Source organism: Pirellulimonas nuda (assembly GCF_007750855.1).
Taxonomy (GTDB): domain Bacteria; phylum Planctomycetota; class Planctomycetia; order Pirellulales; family Lacipirellulaceae; genus Pirellulimonas; species Pirellulimonas nuda.
Genome location: NZ_CP036291.1, coordinates 1,488,349 through 1,512,652 on the forward strand (window position 1 = coordinate 1,488,349; position 24,304 = coordinate 1,512,652).

Below are 24,304 nucleotides of genomic sequence, written 5' to 3' on the forward strand. Positions count from 1 at the left end.
GAAGTCAGTGATGTCAGTTTCGCCGTCGCGGTCGAACTCCAACTCGCTGAGGTCGGTGAACGACCCCGGCGCGCTCAGCACGGTCCAATTGTAATTGATGTCTACCGATCCGTTTCCGGTTGTCCCTCCGTTGGCCGGCGTGGCGTTTTTGTCCCCCGGCACGGAGGTCAACTCGCTTGGTGAGGATCTGAAAGTAGGCGACGCTCCTTGCCCAGGCGTCGAACGATTGGGAGGGGTCGTAGCCGTCAAACTGCTCCCACAGCCGGAGCTTGGTTTCTTGCAGCACCTCGTCGGCGTCCGCGAAGTTGGGCAGCAACGCCAGCACAAACCCGGCCAACTGTCGTTCGCTGGCGGCCAGCAGCGTCACGAACGCCGCCGATCGGTCGGACTGGGTTGCTTGCGGCGGCTTGGGCATGGGTGGCGAGGTAGAACCGGCGGCTAGGTCCGATCGAATGGACCGAAACCCGACAGCGGAGACTAGTTGCGGATTAGCGACACGAGAACGAGAATAAGCAGTGCAAGGGAGGGCGGCGGGGCCCGTCGCACTAATTAGGCGCTGGAGTGACGAAAGGGGATAAGAAAAAGACAGAACCGAGAGAAATTTGTCTCATCTCGTTCCGGGCGCGCCTATTTCCTGTGTGGTTGGCCGGTCCGGTCCGCTTCGCCTGCTTCCTGGTAACTTTTCTTGAACGTCCCTTTCTTGAGCATCCCCCGCATCTGGTCGGCCTCGGCGGATCGCGTGGCAGTGGCGCTAGAGTTTCGCACCAGCGCTAAAGCGCCTACGAGGAGTCCGCTTTGTTCGCACCTACTCGCCTCTTCCAACGGGCGGTTGCCGCCGTGGGTCTGCTGACGCTTGGCGTCTGGGTCGGCCTGGCCGCCGGCCAGAAGCCGAACATCCTGTACATCATCGCAGACGACATGTCGGCCGACGCCGTGTCGTTCGCGGCGCTCCAGGCGTCGCTTGGCAACGGGGCCAGCCAGGCGGGCAGCATCAACACGCCCACGATTGACGCCCTCGCCAATCAGGGGACGACGTTCGTCAACGCGTACAACCAGGGTGGCTGGAGCGGCGCGGTCTGCGTGACTTCGCGGACGGCGATCATGACCGGCCGCTCGATGTGGAACGCCCCCGGCTCCAACCAAGCCGGCTCTGCGGTCGACAACGCCAACACGCTGCCGGGCTTGTTCAACGCGGCCGGCTACGACACGGCGCGGTTCGGCAAGTCTGGAAACGACTACAACAACGCCACCAACACGTTCACCACGCACAGCGAGAGCGACCAACGCGGCGAAACCGCCAGCCAGTGGTTCGCCGATCAAGGGATCGCCTACCTGAATGGCAAGGTCCAAGCCAACGACTCCGACCCCTACCTGCTCTACCTGGGGCTTTCGAGCCCGCACGACCCCCGCAACGCGCCTCAGTCATTTCTAGACCTGCACGGCGCCAAGAACGGCAGCCCCGCCCCGTCGGCGCCGCTGAGCGGCTACGACCCGCTCCCCAGCGCCTATCTCGGCGCCGCCCCGTTCGACAACGGCCACCTGAACGTCCGTGACGAGAACTCCGTCGATGGCGCCGGCCAGAACCGCGACGAGCGGACGATCCGCAACGAGATCAGCAAGAACCACGCCGTGATCGAGTACATGGACAGCCAGATCAAGCGGGTGATCGACACGGCCCTGGAGTACGAGGGGCTAACCCCCGGCGTGAACGACATCTCCGACCTCCAGAACACGCTGATCGTCTTCACCTCGGACCACGGCATGTCGATCGGCCGGCACGGGCTGGTCGGGAAGCAGAACATCTACGAGCACACGCTCCGTGTCCCCTATATCGTCGCGGGCGCGGTGGGGGGCGTGCCGGTGAACACCGGCGTCAGCGACAAGAACATCTACCTCCACGATTCGCTGCCGACGCTGCTCGATCTGGCCGGCGTCGCTACCGACCCCAGCGTCCAGGCCGAGAGCTTCGCCGCGGCCCTCAGCACGGACCAGGCGACCCGCGACGCGTTCGCCGGGCACGAAGTGGTGTACGGCGCGTACTCCCCGTCGCCGAGCAACCACATCCAGCGCTCTGTCAAGATGGTAGATGGCGCCGAGGCTTGGAAGGTCATCCACTACCCCCAGATCAACCGCACGCAGCTCTTCAACCTTACGTCAGACCCGGACGAGACCGACGATCTATCGCACGACCCCCAGTACACGGCCGTGCTGAACGAGTTAGCCGAAACCATGGACGAACAGCAGGCCCAGTGGAACGACCCTGCCCGCGGGCAGCTAGGGCGGATCGGGATCAACATGGCCTACGGCAAGACGGCGACCCAGAGCTCCGGCGCTAGCGCCGGCATGGCCGTGAACGGGGCGGGCGCCGTCCAGAGCACGCTGCCCGGCGGCATCGGCGGGGGCACAACCCTGGTCCGCACCGACGCGGCCCAGACCGGCGTAGAAGACAACCCCTGGTGGATGGTCGACCTCGGGTCCAGCCAAACCATCGGCGAGATCGCGCTGCACAACACCCTGGACAACGACGCCGCGCTGCGGCTCAGCGACATCCGCGTAGAGATCCTCGACCCGGCGATGAACCCCGTCTACGCCTCGGGGCTGCTGACGATCAACGGCAGCGACGATTGGCTGACGATCGACCTGAACAACAACGCCAAGGTCGGCCAGTACGTCCGCGTGACGCGGGAGTCGGCCGCTTCGGTCCTGGCCCTCGACGAGGTGCAGGTCTTCACGCCCGGCTGGGTCGCGCCCCCCGACCCGCAGGCGGGTGAGGTCAACATCCAGTGGCGGAGCGCCCAGAACACGGCCGGTTTGGGGGACCTGACGCTGGCGAAATCGGGAAACATCGTCGCCGCCTACACGGGGGGCCCCAGCGATGTGGTAGTAGACGGCGTGTCGTTTGTCGTGAACAACCTGCCCAACGGCTCGGCGTCGGAGGCCCTGCAGGGGGCCTCGTCGGGCGACGCCCCCTACGACGGGCTCCTCGATTCTTTCACATATGGAGGGGGGACCCAGACGTCGCTAGAGTTCACGGGGCTGACCGCGGGCAAGCTCTACGCGGTGCAGGCGTGGTTCACGGACCTGCGAGAAGCGGTGGACGGACGCACCATGACGTTCGCCTCTGCCCTGGGCAACTCGGTAGACGTGGTCGGGAACCCCGCCGGTCCGAACCCCCCGGACTACCTGGGGCAGTACGCGGTGGGGATGTTTGTTGCGACCGAAGAAACGGCCCGGGTGCTGCTTGAGACGAACGGCTTCGGCAACGCCCACTACAACGCGGCGCTCGCCTTCGAGCCGCGACTGGGCGACCTCTCGGATGTGACGGGCGTCACGGGCAGGCCCGACGGTGCGATCGACGCCAACGACTGGAGGATCCTCCGCGACAACATGTTCTCCGACGCCGCTGTCGGCTTGTCCCCGATCGAAGCCTACTTGTTGGGAGATCTCACGCTGGACGGCGTGATCGATATCGACGACTTCAGCGCGTTCAAGGCGGCCTACCTGTCCCAAGCGGGCGCCACGCCGGAAGGCTTCGCCGCGTTGACCTCCGTTCCAGAACCCGCCGGCCTGGCCGCGATTGTGGTGGGGTGCCTGGCCGCGTTGGTGGGCTATCGTCGGTAGGCGCAAAGCACCGGCCCGAACGGGGGCGGCGGCTCGTGCGTGTTCCCTCGCCGGTCGTGCGGAGGTTAGAATCGGACGGTCGGCAGACGCCCCCCGCACACAATGGGGGCTTCCCGGTTCTTCGCTGAAGCGCTGTGCGTGCGTTGTAGAAGCATGAGGCATCCTTTTTGATGACTTCCAACGCACGAACAAGCTTCACGTTCGCGTCGCTGAGCCCTCTGCTGCTGCTTGTTGCGTGGGCCGGCCACGCCCAGGGGGCTCCGCGCGGAGTCTTCTTGTCCTGGATCGACGGTCCAGCGGCCTCGTTCCAAACCGGTTCTGCCGACCGACCGGCCCGCAGCGACCCCACCGGGTCCGACCGCCTGGGCCTGCGCTCCTCGCACTACGGGATGCTGATCGATAGCCGGGAGCTGGACATCCCGCGCATGACGCTCGGCCCCCCGGCCGGCGATCCGGCAACGCCCGTCGACCCCAGCCTGCCCGAGTCGGACTGGCAGCGGTCTGAGTTAACGCTCACCGCCCAGGTCCGCGGGGCGCGCTGCCGGGCTCGGCTCTGTCCCCCGGGCGAGGAAAGGGACCCTTCCGGCAGGCGGGGGCTTGAGTACCCGGTCCGTATCATCGAGAGCGGCAACCATTTTCAGCACGCAGCCCTGTACGGGATCGAATGGGTCGACGACGCCGGCCGTGTGTCGCCCGGCCGGGGGCACGTCGACCTCCGCGTCTGGGAAGACCGGGGCGTGCTGGAGTTTGTGCTCGACGCCGCGGGCGACGACGAGCGTGGCGAAGTGCGCAACATCGAGGCGTGCTGGAACGCCCCGGCGTTGGGCTTCTCGCACCGTGTGTCCGCCGAGGACGCCCGTCCGTCAGGCCCGACGACCCTGCGGCTGGGGTTCCGCGTAGTCGACGGTCGGCTCACGCCCTGGAACGTCGAGGCGGGGGACGCACGCGTTCGTTGTGCCGACGAGCGGAACTCGGCCAGTTGGGACCCGGCGTCGGGTAGTTGGGAGGTACGCCTGGCCAGGCCGGCGTGGCTCCAGCGGTCGAGCGCCACTTACCCGAGAGACCTCCACCGGATCACCGAAGCGCCGTTTGCCGTTGAGAACACGGGAGACCGGCCGCTGGAGGTCAAGCTCCGGTTTATCCACCCGACGCACCCGATCACCGGGTTCGTCCCGATGCTTCAAGACAGCCAGGGGAGGCCGACGGGCATCCCGGTGCAGTCGAGCAAGAACTGGCACCGGTCCCAAGAGAAGCGTCTCCCCTACGAGGGCTCGTGGATCCACGGCAGCGCCGCCGTTACGGTCCCGCCGCACAGCGTCAGAGAGCTGCGGTACGTCATCGTGCACACGAGCTGGCAGGGCGCCCCGGCCGCGTCTGCGGCTCAGTTGTCGCTGGTTGGATGGGGTCACAACGGGTTCTGGACACAAATGGCGCTCGGCAGTTGGGGCGAGCACGTCTGCATCCAGCCGGGGCGGCTGCAGCGTCGGGCGTTCCTGACCGACCTCCGACCGCTGATGGTGTTAAGCGAGTCGAGCAAGAAGCCGTGGGGATGGACCTCCAACGTCGGTGGCTGCGACACGATGGTGGCGGTCGACCCCCAAGGTCGGTACCTCCCGTGGGGCGGCGTCGTCTCCGACTTCGTGGCGGGGGGCCCCAACCTGGCGCAGGTGCGGGTAGCAGAGCGCTCGGCCGATGGTTCGATGCTGCTGAGGACGGACGTCTACCTCGGGCGCAGCGACGACTTTCTGCGGGTCTACCTGCGGGCGCGGTTGGAGGTGCACGAAGACGTCGAGTTCCAACGCTTGGCGCTCTTCCAACTAGGCGCCGACTACTACAACTCGGGCAACTCGACACAGTTGTCGTGCGGGGCAGGCCCGCAACTGCTTCAGACCCAGACGCCCCGCGTTGGGCAGTGGGAGTACGTCACGAAGCCGGTCGCGCTTGCGGGAAGCCAGCCATGGGTGACGCTAACCGGCGGCGACGCGGCGCCAGAGGCAAACCTCGGCGGGGGGACCCGTGGGCTGATGATCCGCGCTTACCAGGCCGTGCTCGATGGCAGGCCGTCGAAGACCCCCTGGATCGCCGGATACCGCACTCAGTCGGGGGGGCTCAGCGCAGAGCTCGTGCCGCCGCCCGGAGTCAAGAAGCTGCGCAAGGGCGACTCGGTCGACATGCTGCTCGAAGTGGCGGTCTTTCCGCGGGCCGCTTCGGACTATTATGGCGCCGATCAGCCGCTGGCGGAGCAACTGCAACAACACGCAGACACTTGGCGGATGACGGCCTGGGAAGCGGCGGGCAACGCCCCGCAGATCAGCGTCGACGGCGAGCCGGCAACCACCCGGTGGCCGCCGGTCGTTTCGGCGCACGATCGCGAGCAACTCTCCTTCGACTTCACTGGCGGGGCGGGGCTCGTGCCGGTGCAAATCGTCGGGCTCCCCTCGCCACACGGCTGGCAACTGCTCGAATCAACCGGCGGAAAGCGGACGCCGCTCGGCGAGCGTCTCCCCGAAGAAGCCAAGCCGCAGGTCGACTTCGACCGGACCGCGGGCGCGTGGACAGCAACCCTCTCGCTCAGGCCCCCGGGACAATCATCGGGTCGTTCGGTCCGCACGATTCACTGGGTGCGAGACCCGCCAGAAAAGTAGCGTGCTCACCCCCCATTGCAACCTTGCCCCCTCTTCTTGTACGCCACGAATCACCGTGTTGACCGCGCTGCTGGCCCACGCCGCCGGCGCATTGCCCCCTTGAAGAGATCGCCATGCACGTAATCCCGCTACCCGGCGCCCGCGGCGCGGCCCGCCGCTGCGCCGTGCTCCTTGTGCTGCTCGCCGTGCAGCCCTTCCCAGCCGCCCGGGCCCAAGACGCCGCTAGCGAGATCGCGCAACGCGTAGACGGGTGCGTGGTGATGGACGTGGCGCAGGCAACCCCGGAGGGACGCGGGTTGGTCTGGGAGTTCCCGCTGCACAGCGCCGGAACCTACGTGGTGCAGTTGGTCGTCTCCCCGCAGCACGCGGGCGCAGCCCAGTCCGCGGTGGTCCGTGTTGATCAGCGCCGGCTCGAAGGCCCCCTCACCAGGGCGTACTTGATCGAGGACGGGATGGTCCTCGAGGACCCCGCCGCCGTGACGCTTGGGCCCGAGGGCCGCCACACCATCTCGGTAGAGTCCGAGGCGCCGCTGCTCCAGGTGCGGCTCGTCCCCAAGGTCTACTCCGCCAGCAGGATCCACGTCGGTTCCAAGAAGTACTACCCGCAGTGGCTCGCGATGCACCGCTCGCCCCAGAAGCAGGCGGCGCTGGAGTGGTTTAAGGACGCACGCTTCGGCATGTTCATCCATTGGGGCGTCTACTCCGAGGCCGCGGGAAGCTGGCAGGGGCGGCGGATGGAAGAGGGCCAAGGCCCCAAAGTGGCCGAGTGGCTGATGTTCGCCTTCCAGATCCCACGAGACGAGTACCGTGCGTTCGCGCAGCGGTTTAATCCCGACCACTCCTTCGCCAGGAACATCGCCCGCTTGGCCAAACAGTCCGGCATGAAGTATGTCGTGATCACGGCGAAGCACCACGACGGCTTCGCCCTGTACGACTCGGCCTGCTCAACGTTTGATATCGCGGACGCAACCACGTACCAGGGAGACCTCGTCCGGGAGCTGTACGACGCCTGCCGCGACCAGGGCCTAGCCTTTGGGGTCTACTACTCGCACGGGAACGATTGGATGGAGGGCGCGGACGGCAACCTGGCCGCCGTCCAGGCGCGCGACCAGAAGCTTGGCCTGGCCACCAACCTGAACGGAAAGAACGGGTGGGACCCCAGCCCCGGGACCCACGCGGACTACCTCGAGAAGAAGGCCTACCCCCAGGTCGCCGAGCTGATCGCGTTGCTCCCCGACCTGCGTCTGATCTGGTTCGACGGGGAAGGGTTCATCACCGAGGCCCAGGCGTTCCGCTTCTACCGCATGGTCTACGAGCTCAACCCTCGGATCCTGGTGAACCGGCGCGTCGGCTACGACTTCGGCGACTACTACGACGCCGGAGACAACCGCACCCCCGACGCGAGCGACCTGCTACGCAAACACTTTGAGACCTGCGGAACCGGCAACCGATCGTGGGGCTACAAGGCGTACGACAACCAGTGGAAGAGCCCGCACGACCTGCTGGCCAACCTCTTGGACATCGTCTCCAAGGGGGGCAACTACCTCCTGAACATCGGCCCCGACGGCAAGGGAGACGTGCCGCAGGCGTGCGTCGACAACTTCCACGCCATGGGAGAATGGGTCCATGCCAACTCGGACGCCCTGTTCGGCGCCAGCCCCTGGACAACCGCCCACGAAGGAGGACCCGAACGGCCCTCCGGCGGCGGTCGCCGGACCACCGCGGCCCCCTCGGCCGCAGAGTTCTGGTTCAGCGCCAAGGACGACAAGGTCTACGCCATGTCATTGGCCCCGGAAGCGACTTCGGCGCGGATCGGTTCGCTCGCCAAACGGGCGGGGACCGTCACGGGGGTACGACTGCTGGGCAGCGACGCCGCCCCACAGTGGGACCAGGACGATGAGGCGCTGCGGGTCGACCTACGCGGGCTCGGCGCCGGCGCCCAGGGCTACGCACTTGAGATAACATTGCAGTAGACCCCCCATTGCAGGTCGGCCGCGCGCACAAACCACCTCCACCCTTCGCAGTTAACACGCCCCAGCCGCAGTTGGCGACAACACCTTCTTGATCAACTCCTAGGAACGGAAGACAGACCAATGAGAACGCAACGAATCCCACTGTTTGTCCTGTCGGCCTTCGCACTGGCCTCAACGGCGCCCGCCCAGCAAACCTGGACGATCGACAGCCAAGAAGAGTGGCAGGCGAACGCGGCGGAGAGCGATTCGCTGGAGTTTGAGGGGGGCATGGCCTCTCCAACCGCAGAGCAGGCGACCTACCGCAGCAAGCTCAAGACGTTTCGCGAAAAGCGGTCGCCACAGTCCCTGGTGATCGACCAGTCGCCCGTGTGGGACAACTGGGCGCCCATCGCCAACATCGGCCCGGTGAACCTGGGAGACGCGCCGGTCTGTCTGAGCCTGGGGCCCGACAACTACTGGATGTTCGGCCGATATTCGCTCGGCGCCAGGAGGGCGCAGCAGGCCGGCAATGCGTTCGAGTCGGAGGAGGCCTCGCTCGGCGGGTTCGATACGCCGCTGCGGACGACGCGCTTCCCCAACCAGTACGACGCGCCGGGGGGGCTGCAGAAGCCGCTGGGGGGCTACCACGCCTGGCAGAGCCGCGACATGGTCAACTGGGTGCACCACGGGCCCATCACCGAGCGCGTGGGCAAGTGGATGACGACCGCGGAGTTTGCCGATGGGAAGGCCTACTTCTACTACGACTTCCCCAACGACCAGGACCCCCACCTGTACATCGACGAAGACCTGACGGACGGCAAGCCGGGCAAGAACATGGGGCTCGCCTTCAAGGACCCGACGCACGGCTCCGACTGTGGGTTCATCCGCTCGCTGGACGGCGCCTTCCACGTCATCATTGAAGACTGGAGCCCGATCAACGCCAAGACGCACGCGTGGGACTCCCCGTTGGCGTCGCACGCGGTAAGCGCGGACGGGATCGGGGGCTTCACCATCCTCGCGCCGCCGGTGGACGAGCGGACCTCCCCCACCGGCAAGACCGGGACCTATACTCACCCGCACTGGGCGGTGGAAGACCCCAAGAACTACCCCACCAACGTCGCCGAATACGAGATCCACGAGCCGGAGCAGAACGCCTACGGAGACTGGGCGGCGATCGCGATCGGCGGGCGGTACTACCTGTTCTGCGATTTCGACCCGGCCCAGGGCCAGCACATGAGCGTGGGGCGTTTCACCGCCGCGGGGATCGATGAGCCCTTCGAGTGGTGCGGCCAACTTGGCCAGGGGCACCCCGACCCCGACGTGATGTTCGCCGAGGGGCGGTTCTACCTGGCCACGCAGCAGAAGCAAGACTTTGTGAGCCCGGGGCCGTGGGTCGAGCGGGTCGAGGCGCGGGCCGGCGTCGACACCGACAACGACGGATCGATCGACGAGTGGACCGACTGGCGGCCCGTGAAAGAGGGCTACGACTACACCCCCGGCTTCGCCAAGCAGGTGGCCAAGACGCCGGCCCGCTTAGACCTGACCGGCCTGCCTGCCGGCCACGGCTTCGCCTTCGAGGTCCGGCTCACCGACACGACGCAGAACGCATCCAAGCCGATCCTCGACAAGGTCACCCTTTCCTTCACCGAATAGGCAGGCCTGCGCCCCAGTCGCTGGGCCGCTCGCCTGTCGGCCGGGGCCCAGAATCGCCGAGTTCTGCCTCGCAAATAGCCACCCCATCTCCGACAATGCACGCCGGTCTCGCCGCCCCGCACCCTTGCGGTAGCGGGGGGCCTGCGCGCCGGCCGCGTCCCGAGGCGGGGCAGGGGAGGGTGCGGGGTTTTGTCCCGCAGGTGTCCGATCGGGGCCGCGGGTGTCCGCCCGAGAAGGGGTTTGTCCCACCCCGGTGGGGGGGCGCCCGGGTCCGCCGTCGTCGTAAGTCGTTACGCGTAGCGGCCGGGTCGGGGTTTTGTCCGAAAAGCACGCGGCCGATGGCGGGACAAAAGGACAAAACTAAGAACAGCGCTTTCGCGCCGGTCCGTAGTCATCCAAGCACCTGAAGGCCCGCGGTCGGCCGAGAGACGACGGGGGCAAGCAGACGCAGCACTGATGGCCGTCAAGGCAAAGCGATTGGGTCAGCCGCGAGAGAAAGGCCAAGAGAGATAGGCCAAGAGGGTTCGTCAGAGACCGGCGACCGTGCGAACCCCATCGCCAGCGACGATAGGATTGGCCGGTCGAACTTTCCCGAGAACGAAACCGAAACAGCACTTGGGCCGAGTGGGCGGCAGAGGACTCGAACCTCTGACCTCCGCGGTGTGAACGCGAAGGACGAATCGCAAAAAGACTTAAAACAAAGGGTTGAACGACCGTCGGTGATACAATATATTACACCAACCGCCACACGAATTGTATCACCGAGTGTATCACCGAGCCATGGCTTCGTCCGCGAGGAAGCTCAAGCTGACCTGGCTGCCCGGCGCCCAAGGGAGGGCCGGTCGCTGGAGGAAGGTCTACCGGGGCAAAACTTTTCGAGCCCCTGGCGGCGCCGGTCAGAGCGACCGAGACGCCTATCAAGCGGCCCTTAAGGCGTTTGACGCTTGGCAAATCACGGTGGATGCGGAGCTCGACGGCCCCGTCGACAAGCAGTACGTGGACGAGATCGCCAATTGGGAACGGGTCCTTGAGATCGCCAACCAGAACGAAGAAGAGGGCACGGCCGAGGTCGCGGCCAAGCGGGCTGCCGATCTGCGTGCCATGAGCACCAAACGGCCGCCCGTCCCATTCGATAAACGCTTCTCGTTGGCGGCTTACTTTACTGCAGAAGTCCGTGAGCCCAAGGCCGTGGTTTCCGGGCTGCTCAACGAGGAGACGATCCGCGACATGCGGTCTGCCTTCATCAAAGAGTTCTACCAGCAGCAAGGGCTCGAAGTTCCCGAGCGGATCGATCTGCCCCGCACGCCGGCACGGCCCGATGCGAGCGCCCAGCCCTGGCACACCCCCAACGGGGTGAGTGAGGAGTGGCTGCCCGACCCTGATAATTTTTATTCCGTCGAAGAGGCCGTCTGGAAAGACCGCCTCGACCGCGAAGGGCCCAAGGTCGAGACTGATCAGACGCTGGAGTCCTACGTCGACAGGTTTGTGGCGGACAAGCAAGGTGATGCCGCCGCCGGCGCCCTCACCCCGGGGAGAGTCCACACGGTTTCCAAGCACCTCGAAACCTTTCGAGAGCACACGGGGGGCAGCAAGCCGGCCAGCGGGCTTACCGGCGCCGACCTGAGCAGTTTTCGGACGATGCTGCTGGAGAAGGTTGCTTCCAAGGAGATGTCCGAGGCGACCGCCAACAACAAGCTGACGACCGCCAAGAGCTTCGTGAAGTGGCTGTGGCAGAACGACGTGTTGGCCGAGCTCCCGCGGCTGCTGGACGGCAAGTCCAAGGGCCTAGCGATCAAGGTGAACCCACCCTCACGGATCGTGACCTTCCACCTGGACGAGATCAAGAAGCTCTTTGACGCCGCCCCGGAGCGGCTCAAGCTCTACATGCTGGTGACGCTCAACACGTCCATGACCCAAACCGACATGTCCGACCTGAACTGGTCAGAGTTCGACATTGAGGCGGGCCGGATCTGCCGGCAGCGGTCCAAGACGCGGGACCATCACGATGTCCCGCGCGTAAGCTACCCACTTTGGCCAGAGACGCTTGAGTTGCTGAAGAAGTACGCGGGAGATCCCGCGGGAGAGCGGGTGCTGCTCAATCGCGGAGGGAAACCGTTGGTTCAGGTGACGCTGGAGTCCGATGGCCGGATCAAGAAGTCCGACGCGGTCCGCAGTGCGTTCTCGAGAGCGGCCAAGGCGGCTGATCTCGACAAGGGCAAGTCCTTCAAGAACCTCAAGAAGACGTCGGCGACACTGCTCTACGACCACCCCCAGTACAATGGAGTGAAGGACCACTTCCTTGGACACGCACCGCAGTCGATGGCCCAGAAGCACTACGCGGCGCCCCCACAGGCGTTGTTCGACCAGGCCATCGCGTGGCTTGGCGAGCACTATCGGCAGGCGGGGTGCTTCGCTGAGGCCTCGGAAGCAGAGGAAGCCGGCGACAAGTAATCAGCTGGGGAGTATCAGATGACCGAACCTGCGTCGAGCCGACCGGACGAAGTGACGAAGCCTTCAGGCCCGCAGAAGACTGCAGCGATTGAACTCGGCAGACGAGTCAACCGCATTCGGTTTCACTTGGATCAATATGCGTTGATCGATGACGCTGTCGTCGAGGACGCGCCGGCCGCTGTCCTCTCAAGCAGGCCATATGCCGATGATCACTATTGTGCCGCCCTCGAACTGATCAGCCGCATTTCTAACGATCTACCCAGCGGACTTATCAGCCCGCAGACGAGGCGGTTCCTCGATTTGGTGAGCAAGGTGTACGCTCTCGTCGAGCGGAACCGCCGCGGCGAATTTTTCTACGAGAGCACGCTTCCCGAACTCCGTGATCAACGCGCAGAACTAAATATCATGGAGGATCAGGGCGCCTCAAACGAATGCGTTCGTGAGGCAGAAATTGGCGTATTTTGAAATGTGCTCGCTACGTGGAGCCGCCCGGCGACTGATTTGCTCACTCAGGCGGCCCTCGAATTCTCCCACACCTACCTCATCCCATGGTTCGAGCTCGGGCGCGCGCTAGACCAAGGTCTTTGCCCTGAAGACGCTTGGAAACTCTCTGCCGCATACTGGAGCGAGCCTCGGGTACGGGTAGCACAGTGCTTATGTCGCTTTGGACCTCAGATACCATCCGAAAGAGACGCCGCCACCGTTGAGGCCACGTCGATCTGCAACGATCCGTTGACAGAGAGGGCAGGACCCCCCCACCACGAAGCTGGCGAGTCTCCGCGTAATCTTGTCGATGGGGAGGATCGATGCCCCCAGTGTTCGTCTAATGCATACTCGCGTCGACGGGATGTCGCATCAATGTGGCGGGCCGCTTGTCAGTCGACCCGCCCTCGGATCGTATACGAGGCCGCGGACAGGAGAGGGGAGTGGGGCGACGAGCAGGATGGGATTGGGGTAGTAGAATCAGACCCCGAGGCCTCGCATCTCTGCGCAGGACGTCTGCTCGCACCGTTGGGTGTCACGCAAGTCTTGGCCTTCGCTAGCCGCAGGCCGGGCGATCTTTTGCCCCACCCGCTTTGGGGAAGCCGGCTGAAGCTTGCTGCAATAGAGGCCGGTTGCGTTGAGCTGACTCCCGGCGGAGAGCTCTCAAGGATCCTTTACGTCGATGACCAAGACCGCGGACTTTGGATCAAGGAGATGCTTGGATTGCCTGACCGACTCTATCGGCTTCTTGACTGCAATGCCGTCGGCGCAGGCCCGCCCACTTGCCCCGAAAATCTGCATGAAACGCATGGTGACGCGCTGGTTCAACGTGAAGCCGCTCCGCATGGTGTCGAGGAAGGTCGCCTAGCGGCCAACAATAGCGATCAGCAGGGCGACGACCCAAGACTTGTTGTGGACCTCGCTGCTCGCAAAGTTACGTTTGACGGCAAACCATACACAGGCCTAAAAGTCAGCGTTGCGGCGACGTTCCACCGGGTTGCTGAATGGTTCGATTCGAAGGAGCAACGTCGTATCACGACGACATCTATGCGTACTCGCTACCCGGATGAATTTGGGAGGCATACTCAATGGAAGGACATCTACGCGAACACCCCTGAGGAACTCCAGTTCATCTTGAAAGATCGCGGCGAACCTTGCGGCAAGCGTCACGGCGGCGGACATGGCTCCGGCCTAAGGCCGGTTCTGGACCGTCCGCCGGCGGAGTGAGGCGTCCAAGCAGCAGCACCACGCGAAGCCGGCTTAGTTGAAGTAGCGTACTAACGGGAGAATTCTCTGGCTTTGCGCGCGTGCCCTCCGCCGACCATCTGTGTCCGCCGCCCTGCGTCACTCGCACAACTTGGGCGCTCCGCGTCGGGGTGGCCGAAGACTCTGCGCACCCCGCCGCTGCGGCGGCAGGTTTAGCCGCCGAGACAGTCGTTGCCAGCTTGACTATCGGACGGCTGCATTGACGCCACCGACGGTATGCTGCCGGTACTCCTTTCGTAGTTGCGTCGCTCGCTAACCCGGCCAACCTCTGGCCGAGGTGGCGCTTCCGCGCACTCGGGTTGGCCGGACAGATTCGCGGCGTGTCGACTGGCCGCGCGATCACGCTGCAACGCCACCTAAACACCGTCAACTTGCGCGTCATCAGAACGCGTCCTAGGAAGCGATGTCTGATTGGACTTCCGAGGCCGTCACCAGGGCGGCGGCGCGCCGCGACGAACGCTCCGTTGGCCGCCTACAAAGTGGCGATCGCCGCACGCTCGTTCGTCACGCTGTTGCGCTGACTTTCCGGAACGGCGCTTCCCCGTCGCCTATATTCTACGCCGCTCGGCCCAGAGACACCGGCCAAAGCAATAGCGCGAGGCATTGTATTGAACCTCTGCGTCGCTGAGGTCAGCCATCACAACTTGGTCACTGTGTCGGCCGTTCGCGAATTTACTCGGTCGACAAACCCCTGCGACCCAGCGGCCGGCCGACGCTGATCAGACCACACCCTGCTCCCTCAGGGGCTCTGGCAGCGCAACCCAGTCAAGTGCGCAAAGGCCATTCCGCTCCTCAGCACCCTACAAAACCTTCAAGCAACTCGACGCCCTTCAATCCGCCCTTCAAACCCCCCACAAAATCCGCCAAAAAGGGCCCCTCCAGTTCCTTCATCTTCCTTAGGCCAACACACCCAATCTGAATTGCAGCCGCGCGGTTCGATGGTAGAAACAGGGCAGCGACGTCATCGGTCGTGATCAACGAAAGCCGAAGAGGTAGTGATGCAAGCGAACCTTGACTTCAGCACGCAGGAACCCTGCCATTCGCGTTGGCCGACACGTTACGACTAGCGAAAAGTTGACGCCGCCCGGCTGGCAGGCCGGACGGCGCCGATTCTGCCACGAAGTCCCCCCATCAAGAGGAACCCATGACGAGTAACAGTCTAGCATCCGAGGGCCCCCCGCGCAACAAGGCCAATGGCCCCGGCGCGCCTTCGGAGCAGGAACTGGGTGACGATTCGACCCGTCCCTTGTGCGCCGGCGTCGTCGGAGGCATTGGCGCCTGCTCCGCGACAGCACCGCCGGGTTGCGGCGACGAGGACGACCTCCTCAGCGATCCAAAAACAAAGGCCATCATCCGCCGCGTTTCTCAGAAGCTCGCGAGCTCGCACCCCAGCCTAAGGGCAGAGAAAGAGGATTTTGAGCAAGACTTGTATCTCAAGCTCTGGAGCTCTGCAGAACGCCGCGGATCCGGAGAAGGGGGTCGCTACGCGTTCGTCAAGACCGTGGCGCAGCGCCTCGCTTTGAACATCCGCCGCGATCGCTTCGCGGCGAAGCGGGATTGCCGCCGCCAGCAGCCACTCGATCTTGATCTCTCAGCGAGTTCCGAGGCGTTGGCGACAGAGGAGGATCCGGGGCTCTACCCCGATGATCTCGCGAAGCTGCGGGCGGGGCTGGAGGCAGCCGCCAAAGGGCTGAGTGATAAGCAGCAGGAGTACGTGCGCTTGATCCAAGACGGTCAAACGCGCGCCGCCGCGGCCCGGAAACTTGGTGTGCCTCACTCCACCGCCGAAGGCTGGTGGCGCCGGTTCTACTGGCTGTGCGAGGAGGAAGGTCTAGGTCAACTCTTGGATTAGCCGCCGGCGCTCTGCTGAGAGTTGGTGTCTTAGATAGTAGCGACACGCGACACTACCTGTCGCAGAGTGGGTTGGCCACTCACCTCGTTTGGTCAACGCCAACGTGAAGTTGAAGTAGAGGCCCAAATCTGCGGAGGCGTGCAGGGATGCCACTCCGCTAATTTGGGCTGGCGACAGTAGCCGCTAAATCGAACAGAGACCACGGCCTGGCTGTCGTAGAGCGGGATCGAAGAGCTCCGCCCTACTGACCCGCCGCACCCCGAACACCCGAGCCAATCGAGCGTGACGCGCAGCCTCCGAACGCCCGCCGCGAAGACGGGCGGCGTATCAGGCGCCGGTCGCGCACGCGGAGTGGGTGGTCCCGGACCCAGCCGCTCGCTACAAGACTCGCCGCACGTCCCGCCGGCAGTGGTGCTCTGCGGGACTGAACTGTGACGTTTTAGGCGCCGTCGCTCCGCGTTGGAGCTGCTGCGCCAACTCTAGGTCGTCGGCTTCGGCAGAACGCTGAGCATCGCTCCTGAGTGAGCGTCGACGACACCCCGGTGGCTCCGCGAAGGACGTGTGTGCGTCCGTCGCTCGGCCGCCGGTGCGTAGCTAGGGCAGCCCCATTGCTCGTGCGAGCTGCTGCCCCGTCAACCTCGTTTCCCTTAGGAGTAGTCAAAATGGCCAAGCTCAACGGCTTCGATCCTACCAAAGTGGCCCCGCTTCCCGACCGCTCGCCGCTTCCGGCGGGTAGCCACGGTGTAACGATCAAAGACAGCTACACGAAGCCCAACAGCAAGGGCAGCGGCAGTCTCCTGGTGCTGGCGTACTTGGTCACTAAGGGCGAGTACGCCGGCCGCGAAGTGCGGTCGTGGTTGAACATCGATCACCCAAGCGAGACCGCAATGCGCCTCGCCCGGAGCGAACTGTCGGCCATCTGCAACGCCCTCTGCCTGCGCTCGTTGCATGACACGGAGGTACTGCACGGGCGTCAGCTGACGATCACCGTGCGTGTCAAGAAGCGCGCCGACACCGGCGAGCTTCTCAACGAGGTGTGCGGCTACGCCCCGGCGGAAGCCGCTTCCGCTGACGCGACCAAGGGCGACGACGCGCCGCCCTGGAGCAAGGTGTAGGCACGGAGTCTGACCCGCTAGTCGCGCGGCCGTGCAGGCGACGTCGGTGCCTGCACGGCCTAGCGACGAGCGTGTGCCGATCGCAGCTTCTCCCAACGTGTGCGCCCTCCACGAGGTACGGCGCGGGCCTCCCTCAACTCCCTACAACAGGACATTCGATGGTCAATCTCCGACCGTACCAGCGCGCGGCCGTGCTCGCCGTCTACCTTTTCTGGCGCACGAAGCTCGGCAGTCCCGCCGTCGTCATGCCGACCGGCTCGGGCAAGACGGTCGTCATCGCCCAACTAAGCTCCGACGCGGCTACCCGTTGGGGCGGCCGCGTGCTGATTCTGTCGCACAGCCGTGAGATTGTGAAGCAGATCGTCAATAAGCTCCGCACGGCGTTCCCAGGCCTCGACGTGGGCGTCCACGCCGCTGGCCTGAAGCGTCACGACACGCAAAACCAAATCGTCGTCGCCCAGATTCAGACAGCTCATGGGCGGGCATGCGAGCTAGGGGCGTTCGACGTCGTCATCATTGACGAATGCCACACGGTCAGCACCAAGAACAAAGGGCGTTACCGGAAGTTGTTGGCCGACTTGATGGTAATTAACCCCAATACCCGGGTAGTGGGATTCACCGCGACGCCATTCCGCCTCGACAGCGGCCCCATCTGCACGCCCGATGGCGTTTTCAGCGAGGTCTGCTACGAGGTGTCGGTAGCCGAGTTGATGCGCGACGGATACCTATCTCCGATCACAACGAAATCGGGGTGTCTGCAACCCGACCTCAGCGGCGTGCGTATCCGCGGACGTGACTACGACCAGCAGCAGCTCGGGCACGCGATGGACCAAGAGGCGCCGGTAATCGCGGCCTGCGAGGAGCTTGTCGACTCGACGGCAGCCCGCAGCGCGACGCTGATCTTCGCGACATCCGTGCCCCACGCACGGCGCATCGTCGAGACGCTGCAGCAAGAGCACGGCCTCGCGTGCGGGTTCATCTGCGGCGCGACCCCCACCGCCGAGCGGGACGCAACGCTGGCCCGGTTCGCGGCGGGCGAGCTGCGGTTCTTGTGCAACGTCGGCGTCCTCACGACTGGCTACGACGCGCCGCACATCGACTGCGTCGTGCTGCTGCGTCCGACGATGTCGTGCGGCTTGTACGTGCAGATGGTCGGCCGAGGCTTCCGCCTCCACCCGGGCAAGGAAGATTGCCTGGTTCTGGATTTCGGCGGAAACGTGGATCGCCACGGCCCGATCGACGCGCTGCGGATCAAAACCGAACGCGCCGGCGAGGGGGCGGGAGAGTCGATCGTCAAGACGTGCCCCGAGTGCCAGGGCCAGATCGCGGTGGGCTTCCTGACCTGCCCACAGTGCGGCCACGCGTTCCCGCCGCCGAAGCGGCAGACCCACCGGGCTCAGGCGACGAGCGCGCCAATCTTGTCCATGTCGATCACCAACACGGTCTACCGGGTAGCAGACGTGTGCTACAGCGTCCACCACGGCCGCCGGGCCGCGGAGGGCGCGCCCCCGACCATGCGGGTTGAGTACGCGATCGGCCGACTCGTGTGGCAATCCGAGTGGGTCTGCATTGAGCACGACGGTTACGCACGCCAGAAGGCGGAACTGTGGTGGCGGGCGCGCACGGACCTGCCGGTCCCCGACTCGGTGGCCGAGGCGGTCGAGATCGCCGAAAGCGGCGTGTTGGCTACTCCGAGCGCTATCACCGTCTGCGAGGTCGAGGGGGATCAGTTCCCGAAGATCGTCGCCTACGACTTCGCCACCCGGTCCGAGCCGCAGACGGCTGCTAGCGCCGCCCTCTCGCAGGAGGGCGCCGCCGATGCCTAATCGCACCTCGTTGATCATGCTGACGTTGGGGTATCTCCGCGCCGGCCTCTGCACGCTCCCCGCGATCCCCACCGAGAAGCGGCCTGCATTGCCGGGGTGGCGGTCCTACCAGCAGCGGCTTTCAACGGAAGAAGAGATTCGCGGCTGGTTCGCCACCGCCGAGGGTGTTTGCCTGCTGAGCGGGGCGGTTTCTGGCGGCCTCGAGATGATCGATTTCGATCAGCAGGCCGCGTGGTTCGAGCCCTGGCGGGAAGCGGTCGAGCAGGAGGCGCCGGGGCTGGTCGATCGCTTGTCCATCGAGCGTTCGCAGTCGGGGGGGAAGCACGTCGTCTACCGCTGCGAGGCGATCATCCCCGGCAATGTCCGGCTCGCTCAGCAGGTGGTGATCGCCCCCGACGCCGAGCCGCTGGTCGTGGCGGGGAAGAGCTTTACGCCCCGCCGAGTGGGAGACCGCTTCGAGGTCACGATCACGCTGATCGAGACCCGCGGCGAAGGGGGTCTGTTCCTCTGTGCCCCGACGCCGGGCTACGAGGTCGAGCAGGGCGACCTCACCGCTCTGCCCGTGCTCACGGCGGCCGAACGCGACGTGTTGATCGAAGCAGCGACCGCGCTGAACGAGGCGGCGCCCCCCAACGCGGCCTCCGCCGCCGGGCAGAACGGATCACCTGTGTTTGCTGGGCCCACCGGCGCCGGGCGTCCCGGGGACGACTACAACCAGCGGGGCGACCTGGGAACCGTGCTCCAGCGGCACGGCTGGCGTCGCGTGGGGGGAGACAACAGCGGGCATGAGTACTGGCGGCGGCCCGGCAAGCAGAACGGCCAGAGCGCCTCACTCAGCGAGCAGTGCTTCTACGTGTTCAGCAGCAACGCCCCGCCGTTCGATCCTGAGCGCGGCTACGCCCCGTTCAGCGTCTACACCCTGCTCGAACACGGGGGAGACTTCGCCGCGGCCGCCGCGGCGCTGCGGGCCGAGGGGTACGGCAGCAACGCCGAGTGGGCGTACCCAGACGTCGATCTGTCGGGGTTCCGTCTTGGCGGCGTCCTGCTCTCTGCGGACCCGGCCGAGCCTCCCGGGCCTCCCGAGGACCCCGCCCCCGATGCCGGGCTGCTCTTCGCGAGCCCGTCCCAGCTGCTCTTGGCCAGACCCCCCCAGCTGCTGCTCCCGGCGCCCACTCGAAGCGACTGCGAGCTGAGCGACCCCGGCCCGCTCCCCCCGGAGCTGCTCCGCGTCCCGGGGTTCGTCGACGCGGTTGTCAACTACTGCCTCAGCGCCGCGCCCTACCCCAACCTGGCGCTGGCGTTCTGCGGAGCGCTAGCCCTGCTGGCGATGCTCGCCGGCCGCAAGGTGCGGGACGAGGCAGACAACCGCACCAACCTCTACCTGCTGGCCCTGGCCCACTCCGCGGTTGGCAAGGACTTCCCCCGCAAGCTCAACGCCCACATCCTCCAAGCGGTCGGGCTGCTCGGCGCGCTCGGGGACAAGTTCGCCTCGGGGGAGGGGATCCAGGACGCCCTGTTCCTGACCCCGTCGATGCTGTTCCAGACCGACGAGATCGACGGCCTGCTGCAGTCGATCAACAACGCCCGCGACGCCCGCCACGAAGCGATCATGTCGACGCTGCTGTCGATGTACTCCGCCGCCAGCAGCGTCTACCCGATGCGGCGCAAGGCGGGCCAGGATTCGCCCGGGTTCATCGAGCAGCCCTGCCTGGTGGTGTACGGAACCGCGATCCCGACCCACTACTACGCGGCGATCTCCGAGCGGATGCTCACCAACGGCCTGTTCGCCCGGATGATGATCCTCGAGAGCGGGTCCCGCAGCGCGGGGCAAGAGCCCCAGCTCATCGCCCCCCCGCGGCAGGTGCTGCAGACCGCCAGCTGGTGGGCCGGCTTCAACCCCGGGGGCGGCAACCTGACGGGGGTGAGCCCCACGCCCCTCACGGTCGAGGCAGACGGCGCGGCCCGCGAGCTGCTGGCCGACGCTCGGCGGCTGTCGGAGGCCGAGTACGCGGCCGCCGAGAGCCGCAGCGATGCGGTGGCGACCACCGTCTGGGGGCGGGTCCCCGAGCTGGTCCGCAAGCTGGCGCTGCTGCACGCGATCAGCGACAACCATCAGGCGCCGCGGATCGGCGAGATCGCCGCCCGCTGGGCCACGGAGCTATCCACGCACCAGACGCGGCGGATGCTGTTCATGGCCCGCCACCACGTCGCGGACAACCCGTTCCATGCCGACTGCCTGCGGCTGGTCCGCAAGCTCCAGGAGGCTCCAGACAGGACGCTCCCGCACAGCGTGCTGCTCAAGCGGATGAAGCTCGAAGCCAAGCGGTTCCAGGAGCTGATCGTGACGCTGGAGCAGCAGGGTGATGTCGTCATAGAGACACATGCCACGGGGGGCCGGCCCGGACGCTGCTACCGATTGGTCGAGTGAACCAAGGAGGTGAAGGAGAGAAAGAAGTTGGCCAAAACCCGGCGGATGGGGGGTGAAGGAAGAGAAACAAGCCATCAGAAATAGGCCTGAAATATAGACGTAACACTTACTTCTTTCTTTCACCCACCCTCACGCAAGCCGCCGTTTTTGTGCGTTTATGTGAGAGGGGGGGGAAAGAAGAAAGAAGCCCCCGACGCCGGCGCTAGCTGTTGTCAATTTGACCTCGCCTTGTTGTGTGAGTCCGCCCCCAAAGGGGCGTGCGTTGTTGTTGTAGTTCCCCTGCTTCCCTGTTTAGGAGAGACCGTCATGAGCCAGCCTTCCGATCTGCTTCTTACCCCTGCTGGGGCCTACTGCGCCGGTGCGCCGCCGGCGGTCGTCGATTTGCTTGATGCGGCGGCCCCCAAGGTCTTCATGTCGGCCCAGCAGGTCGCTGCGGGGCCGTGGGGCCACTCCTGGATCCTCCCGGGCGTGCTGGTCCGCGGGACCCCGGCGGTGCTGTATGGACCGCCCAAGTCGTTGCTGTCGTCCATCGCAATCGACCTGGCCGTCAGCGTCGCACTGGGCCTGCGCTGGTTCGGGACGGCGCTGGGCCTGCCACCCACGTCGGTCGCGATGTTGGTCGGCAGCAGCGACCTCATCATGTCCGGCGGGCTGCTGTCGCGCGTCTGCCGGAGCAAGGGGCGTGCGGTGGAAGATGTTTCGAGCCTGCACCTCCGTGACAACCTGCGGCTTCTCCGCAGCGACGCCGGGCTCAACGAGTTGCAGACGGCGCTGCGCCGCGTCGACGCGCGGCTGATCATCATCGACCCGCTGTCCCTCGCCATCGGCGGTGGGGGGTTCCCGATGTCGGATCCGTTGTGGACCGAAAACCAGCTCTACGAGCTGTCGGAATGCTGCATGGGCGTCGGAGCGACCCCATTGTTCGTTGACTCCCGTCACCACCCGGATGGACCGCCGGCGTTCTTCCAGCAGTGGATCGAGGTGAGCCGTGTGGCGCCCTACGCCCGTGAGGAGGGGCGTAGCGAGTTGCGGCTGGAGATCGGCGGCGCCGCGGGGCAGTCTTCCGTGCATCAGCTGAGCGTCACCGAGGGGGTGGCGGACGGCTGCTTCGAGGGCCGCTGCTGGGAGCCCCGGATCCAGCCCGACCCGCACCCGTCCGTGATCAATGGGAAGCACTATCTGGATCACACCCGCGTAAGCCTCGTCAACGCGTACGCACATCTGGTGGACGATGCGTACCGCCAGAAGGTCCACCAGAGCTACCTCGCCGAGGAGGCGCGTGAGGCGGAGCGGCGCCTCCTCCATGGGGTCGATGAGGACTACGGGCACGACTACGAGTACGAGGAGGATCCCGAGTACGACGACGAGTAGCGTGCAAACGCGCGAGTTGAACGCCCCCCTCGCCGCCAACGGCCCCATTGGGCCTGCGGCGGCGATGGGGGCCCTGTTGACGGGCCAGTGCATCGAGCCCCTCCGCCACGGCTCCCGATCGACGTCGAGCGACGATTGTGCCCGTAAGCGGCCAAGCGGCGACGGGCCAGCAGTGAGATACCCCTTGCCGTCCATCTCGGACGGCCCCAAAGCGTGGCAGTCTTAGTCTTACCCCTGTGACGCCTCCGCTGCGCTCACTCCGGCAGGAGACCGCGGCGACCTCCCCGTTCCACTAGTGCGTTTCCATTCCTCCTGCACCTACCAGATTCCAAGACCATGTCCAACGAGCCGAGCCTAAACAACCCGACCACCGCGTCGCCGGCCAATAACCAGTCAACCCTGCTCCTCCCGCTGAAGGTAAGCGGCCTGCAAAAAAAGAAGCTCGAGGAATCTATGCCCGGGGGATCGGGTCTCGCGAGCCGCCTATGGGAAGCAGGAAATGTGAAGCAAACGTTCGGCGTGACGCTCGAGGAGCTCGGACAACTTCGCCTGGCGTTGGCGGCGCCGCTCCCCGAGAATCCCTCCCGGCATGACCGCCGCGGCCAGGCGGTCCTCCGTAAGGTCGGTGAGCTGATCTCCCTTGGCGAGGCGGCCGAGCGTGGAGACAAGCGGGCTGCCGCGAAGATTGAGGCCAGGTGGAAGCGGGAACGGGTCTTTCAGTTCACGATCGCGTTGCGGGGCGATTTCCCCACGATCTGGCGCACGATCCACGTGAAGGACTGCTCTCTGGCGTGGCTCGCAAGGCACTTCGCTGGCGCCCTCGGCTGGTATTGCACCAACAATCATCGGATTGAGATTGATGGCCACACGTATGTGATGCATGACAAGACCGACACGTTCGGCTACGACCTGAATTACTACCAGGGCTTTCGCGACGAGTCCAAGGTAAAGATCAGCCAGCTTTATCGGGGCTCGCCCCACGCAACGGATTGGATCTACGTGCAGGGCTCCAACAAGTCGGGACGCCATGATGTGTGGTTCGCGGGGCCGGCCGTGCTTGACCGGCTGGCGATCTACCCCCGTTGTGTTGCGGGCGAGCACGCCGTTCCGATGTGGGGCTGCTGCGACGCCGATGATCACGCTGAGTTCATGAAGGTTCGCCATCTCCCTGACGACGAGCGGCCGGACATTGGGCAGTACGGCCTGATGCCGTGCGAACACGAGGGGAGCTTCGACGCTAAGTACGTCGAGATGGACATGGGTTGCCCGCCCAAAATCCGGAAGTCCCTAAAGCCCAGGAATGGCGAATAATTGGCCCCGTGTCGCCTACTGCGAATCCACGCGGCCAGCGTGTGGACCACCAAGCCCCCGAACCTTCACCGCGATGGACCGCGGACGAGGGGCTTGGGGTCGACGTGCGGACGCCAATGGATGGCTCGTCGCGGGGGCGTCTGGCACGGCAGCAGGGCGGTTGATGTTCCTATGTGCCCGCCAGATGCTCGCCGCGACGCGCATTGGCCTGACGGGCTCCCACGCGAATGGCGTAGCGGCACACCGACTATTGCAGCGCAGGACCTTGGCGACGAGTTTCGCCGCACTTGGTTTTGCCGGAGTGGGTCCGCTACGTAGGCTCGGACCTTG

14 protein-coding genes are annotated in these 24,304 nt (G+C 65.4%); 13 read left to right on the forward strand and 1 reads right to left on the reverse strand.

Going from position 1 to position 24,304, the window contains the following annotated elements:
* Positions 1-13: 13 nt before the first annotated feature.
* Complete coding sequence (locus tag Pla175_RS06340) at positions 14-415, reverse strand: sigma factor (protein WP_145282237.1); 402 nt, start codon at positions 413-415, stop codon at positions 14-16.
* Between the two features lie 380 nt (positions 416-795).
* Here Pla175_RS06340 and Pla175_RS06345 point away from each other — a divergent pair, with 380 nt between their 5' ends.
* The 13 genes from Pla175_RS06345 to Pla175_RS06405 all read left to right on the forward strand — a co-directional run bounded on the left by Pla175_RS06345 (position 796) and on the right by Pla175_RS06405 (position 23,974).
* Positions 796-3,621, forward strand: coding sequence for a sulfatase-like hydrolase/transferase (locus Pla175_RS06345; RefSeq protein WP_145282239.1), 2,826 nt, complete (start codon positions 796-798; stop codon positions 3,619-3,621).
* 170 nt (positions 3,622-3,791) lie between these two features.
* A complete protein-coding gene (locus tag Pla175_RS06350; RefSeq protein ID WP_145282242.1) occupies positions 3,792-6,266 on the forward strand; it encodes a hypothetical protein in 2,475 nt (824 codons plus the stop codon).
* Between the two features lie 113 nt (positions 6,267-6,379).
* Positions 6,380-8,239: an alpha-L-fucosidase gene (locus Pla175_RS06355; RefSeq protein ID WP_145282245.1), complete on the forward strand. Its 1,860-nt coding sequence runs from the start codon at positions 6,380-6,382 to the stop codon at positions 8,237-8,239.
* A gap of 120 nt (positions 8,240-8,359) precedes the next feature.
* On the forward strand, positions 8,360-9,871 hold the full coding sequence (locus Pla175_RS06360; protein WP_231954220.1) for a hypothetical protein: 1,512 nt from the start codon (positions 8,360-8,362) through the stop codon (positions 9,869-9,871).
* Between the two features lie 780 nt (positions 9,872-10,651).
* Positions 10,652-12,322, forward strand: coding sequence for a tyrosine-type recombinase/integrase (locus Pla175_RS06365; RefSeq protein ID WP_145282248.1), 1,671 nt, complete (start codon positions 10,652-10,654; stop codon positions 12,320-12,322).
* An 18-nt stretch (positions 12,323-12,340) separates the two neighbouring features.
* A complete protein-coding gene (locus Pla175_RS06370) occupies positions 12,341-12,787 on the forward strand; it encodes a hypothetical protein (RefSeq protein ID WP_145282253.1) in 447 nt (148 codons plus the stop codon).
* Between the two features lie 741 nt (positions 12,788-13,528).
* Complete coding sequence (locus tag Pla175_RS06375; RefSeq protein ID WP_145282256.1) at positions 13,529-14,032, forward strand: hypothetical protein; 504 nt, start codon at positions 13,529-13,531, stop codon at positions 14,030-14,032.
* A 1,285-nt stretch (positions 14,033-15,317) separates the two neighbouring features.
* Positions 15,318-15,923 carry a hypothetical protein gene (locus tag Pla175_RS06380; protein WP_145282259.1) on the forward strand — a complete coding sequence of 202 codons (606 nt, stop codon included), beginning with the start codon at positions 15,318-15,320 and terminating at the stop codon, positions 15,921-15,923.
* A 662-nt stretch (positions 15,924-16,585) separates the two neighbouring features.
* Entirely contained in the window at positions 16,586-17,038 is a 453-nt protein-coding gene (locus tag Pla175_RS06385; RefSeq protein ID WP_145282262.1) for a DUF669 domain-containing protein, read from the forward strand.
* 158 nt (positions 17,039-17,196) lie between these two features.
* Positions 17,197-18,864, forward strand: a complete 1,668-nt coding sequence (locus Pla175_RS06390) for a DEAD/DEAH box helicase (protein WP_145282265.1) — start codon at positions 17,197-17,199, stop codon at positions 18,862-18,864.
* Positions 18,857-21,292, forward strand: a complete 2,436-nt coding sequence (locus Pla175_RS06395; protein WP_145282268.1) for a bifunctional DNA primase/polymerase — start codon at positions 18,857-18,859, stop codon at positions 21,290-21,292. Before Pla175_RS06390 ends, Pla175_RS06395 begins: the two co-directional genes overlap by 8 nt.
* Before the next feature lie 306 nt (positions 21,293-21,598).
* The gene (locus tag Pla175_RS06400; protein ID WP_145282272.1) at positions 21,599-22,663 is read left to right on the forward strand and encodes an AAA family ATPase; all 1,065 of its coding nucleotides are present in this window, start codon (positions 21,599-21,601) and stop codon (positions 22,661-22,663) included.
* 336 nt (positions 22,664-22,999) lie between these two features.
* Complete coding sequence (locus tag Pla175_RS06405; RefSeq protein WP_145282275.1) at positions 23,000-23,974, forward strand: plasmid pRiA4b ORF-3 family protein; 975 nt, start codon at positions 23,000-23,002, stop codon at positions 23,972-23,974.
* Positions 23,975-24,304: the final 330 nt, after the last annotated feature.

What these genes read in the sequence shown, in the direction of transcription:
- Pla175_RS06385 (WP_145282262.1), top strand. Translation starts at nt 16,586, where the DNA reads ATGGCCAAGCTCAACGGCTTCGATCCTACCAAAGTGGCCCCGCTTCCC.
- Pla175_RS06400 (WP_145282272.1), top strand. Translation starts at nt 21,599, where the DNA reads ATGAGCCAGCCTTCCGATCTGCTTCTTACCCCTGCTGGGGCCTACTGC.
- Pla175_RS06350 (WP_145282242.1), top strand. Translation starts at nt 3,792, where the DNA reads ATGACTTCCAACGCACGAACAAGCTTCACGTTCGCGTCGCTGAGCCCT.
- Pla175_RS06355 (WP_145282245.1), top strand. Translation starts at nt 6,380, where the DNA reads ATGCACGTAATCCCGCTACCCGGCGCCCGCGGCGCGGCCCGCCGCTGC.
- Pla175_RS06395 (WP_145282268.1), top strand. Translation starts at nt 18,857, where the DNA reads ATGCCTAATCGCACCTCGTTGATCATGCTGACGTTGGGGTATCTCCGC.
- Pla175_RS06360 (WP_231954220.1), top strand. Translation starts at nt 8,360, where the DNA reads ATGAGAACGCAACGAATCCCACTGTTTGTCCTGTCGGCCTTCGCACTG.
- Pla175_RS06405 (WP_145282275.1), top strand. Translation starts at nt 23,000, where the DNA reads ATGTCCAACGAGCCGAGCCTAAACAACCCGACCACCGCGTCGCCGGCC.
- Pla175_RS06370 (WP_145282253.1), top strand. Translation starts at nt 12,341, where the DNA reads ATGACCGAACCTGCGTCGAGCCGACCGGACGAAGTGACGAAGCCTTCA.
- Pla175_RS06340 (WP_145282237.1), bottom strand. Translation starts at nt 415, where the DNA reads ATGCCCAAGCCGCCGCAAGCAACCCAGTCCGACCGATCGGCGGCGTTC.
- Pla175_RS06390 (WP_145282265.1), top strand. Translation starts at nt 17,197, where the DNA reads ATGGTCAATCTCCGACCGTACCAGCGCGCGGCCGTGCTCGCCGTCTAC.
- Pla175_RS06365 (WP_145282248.1), top strand. Translation starts at nt 10,652, where the DNA reads ATGGCTTCGTCCGCGAGGAAGCTCAAGCTGACCTGGCTGCCCGGCGCC.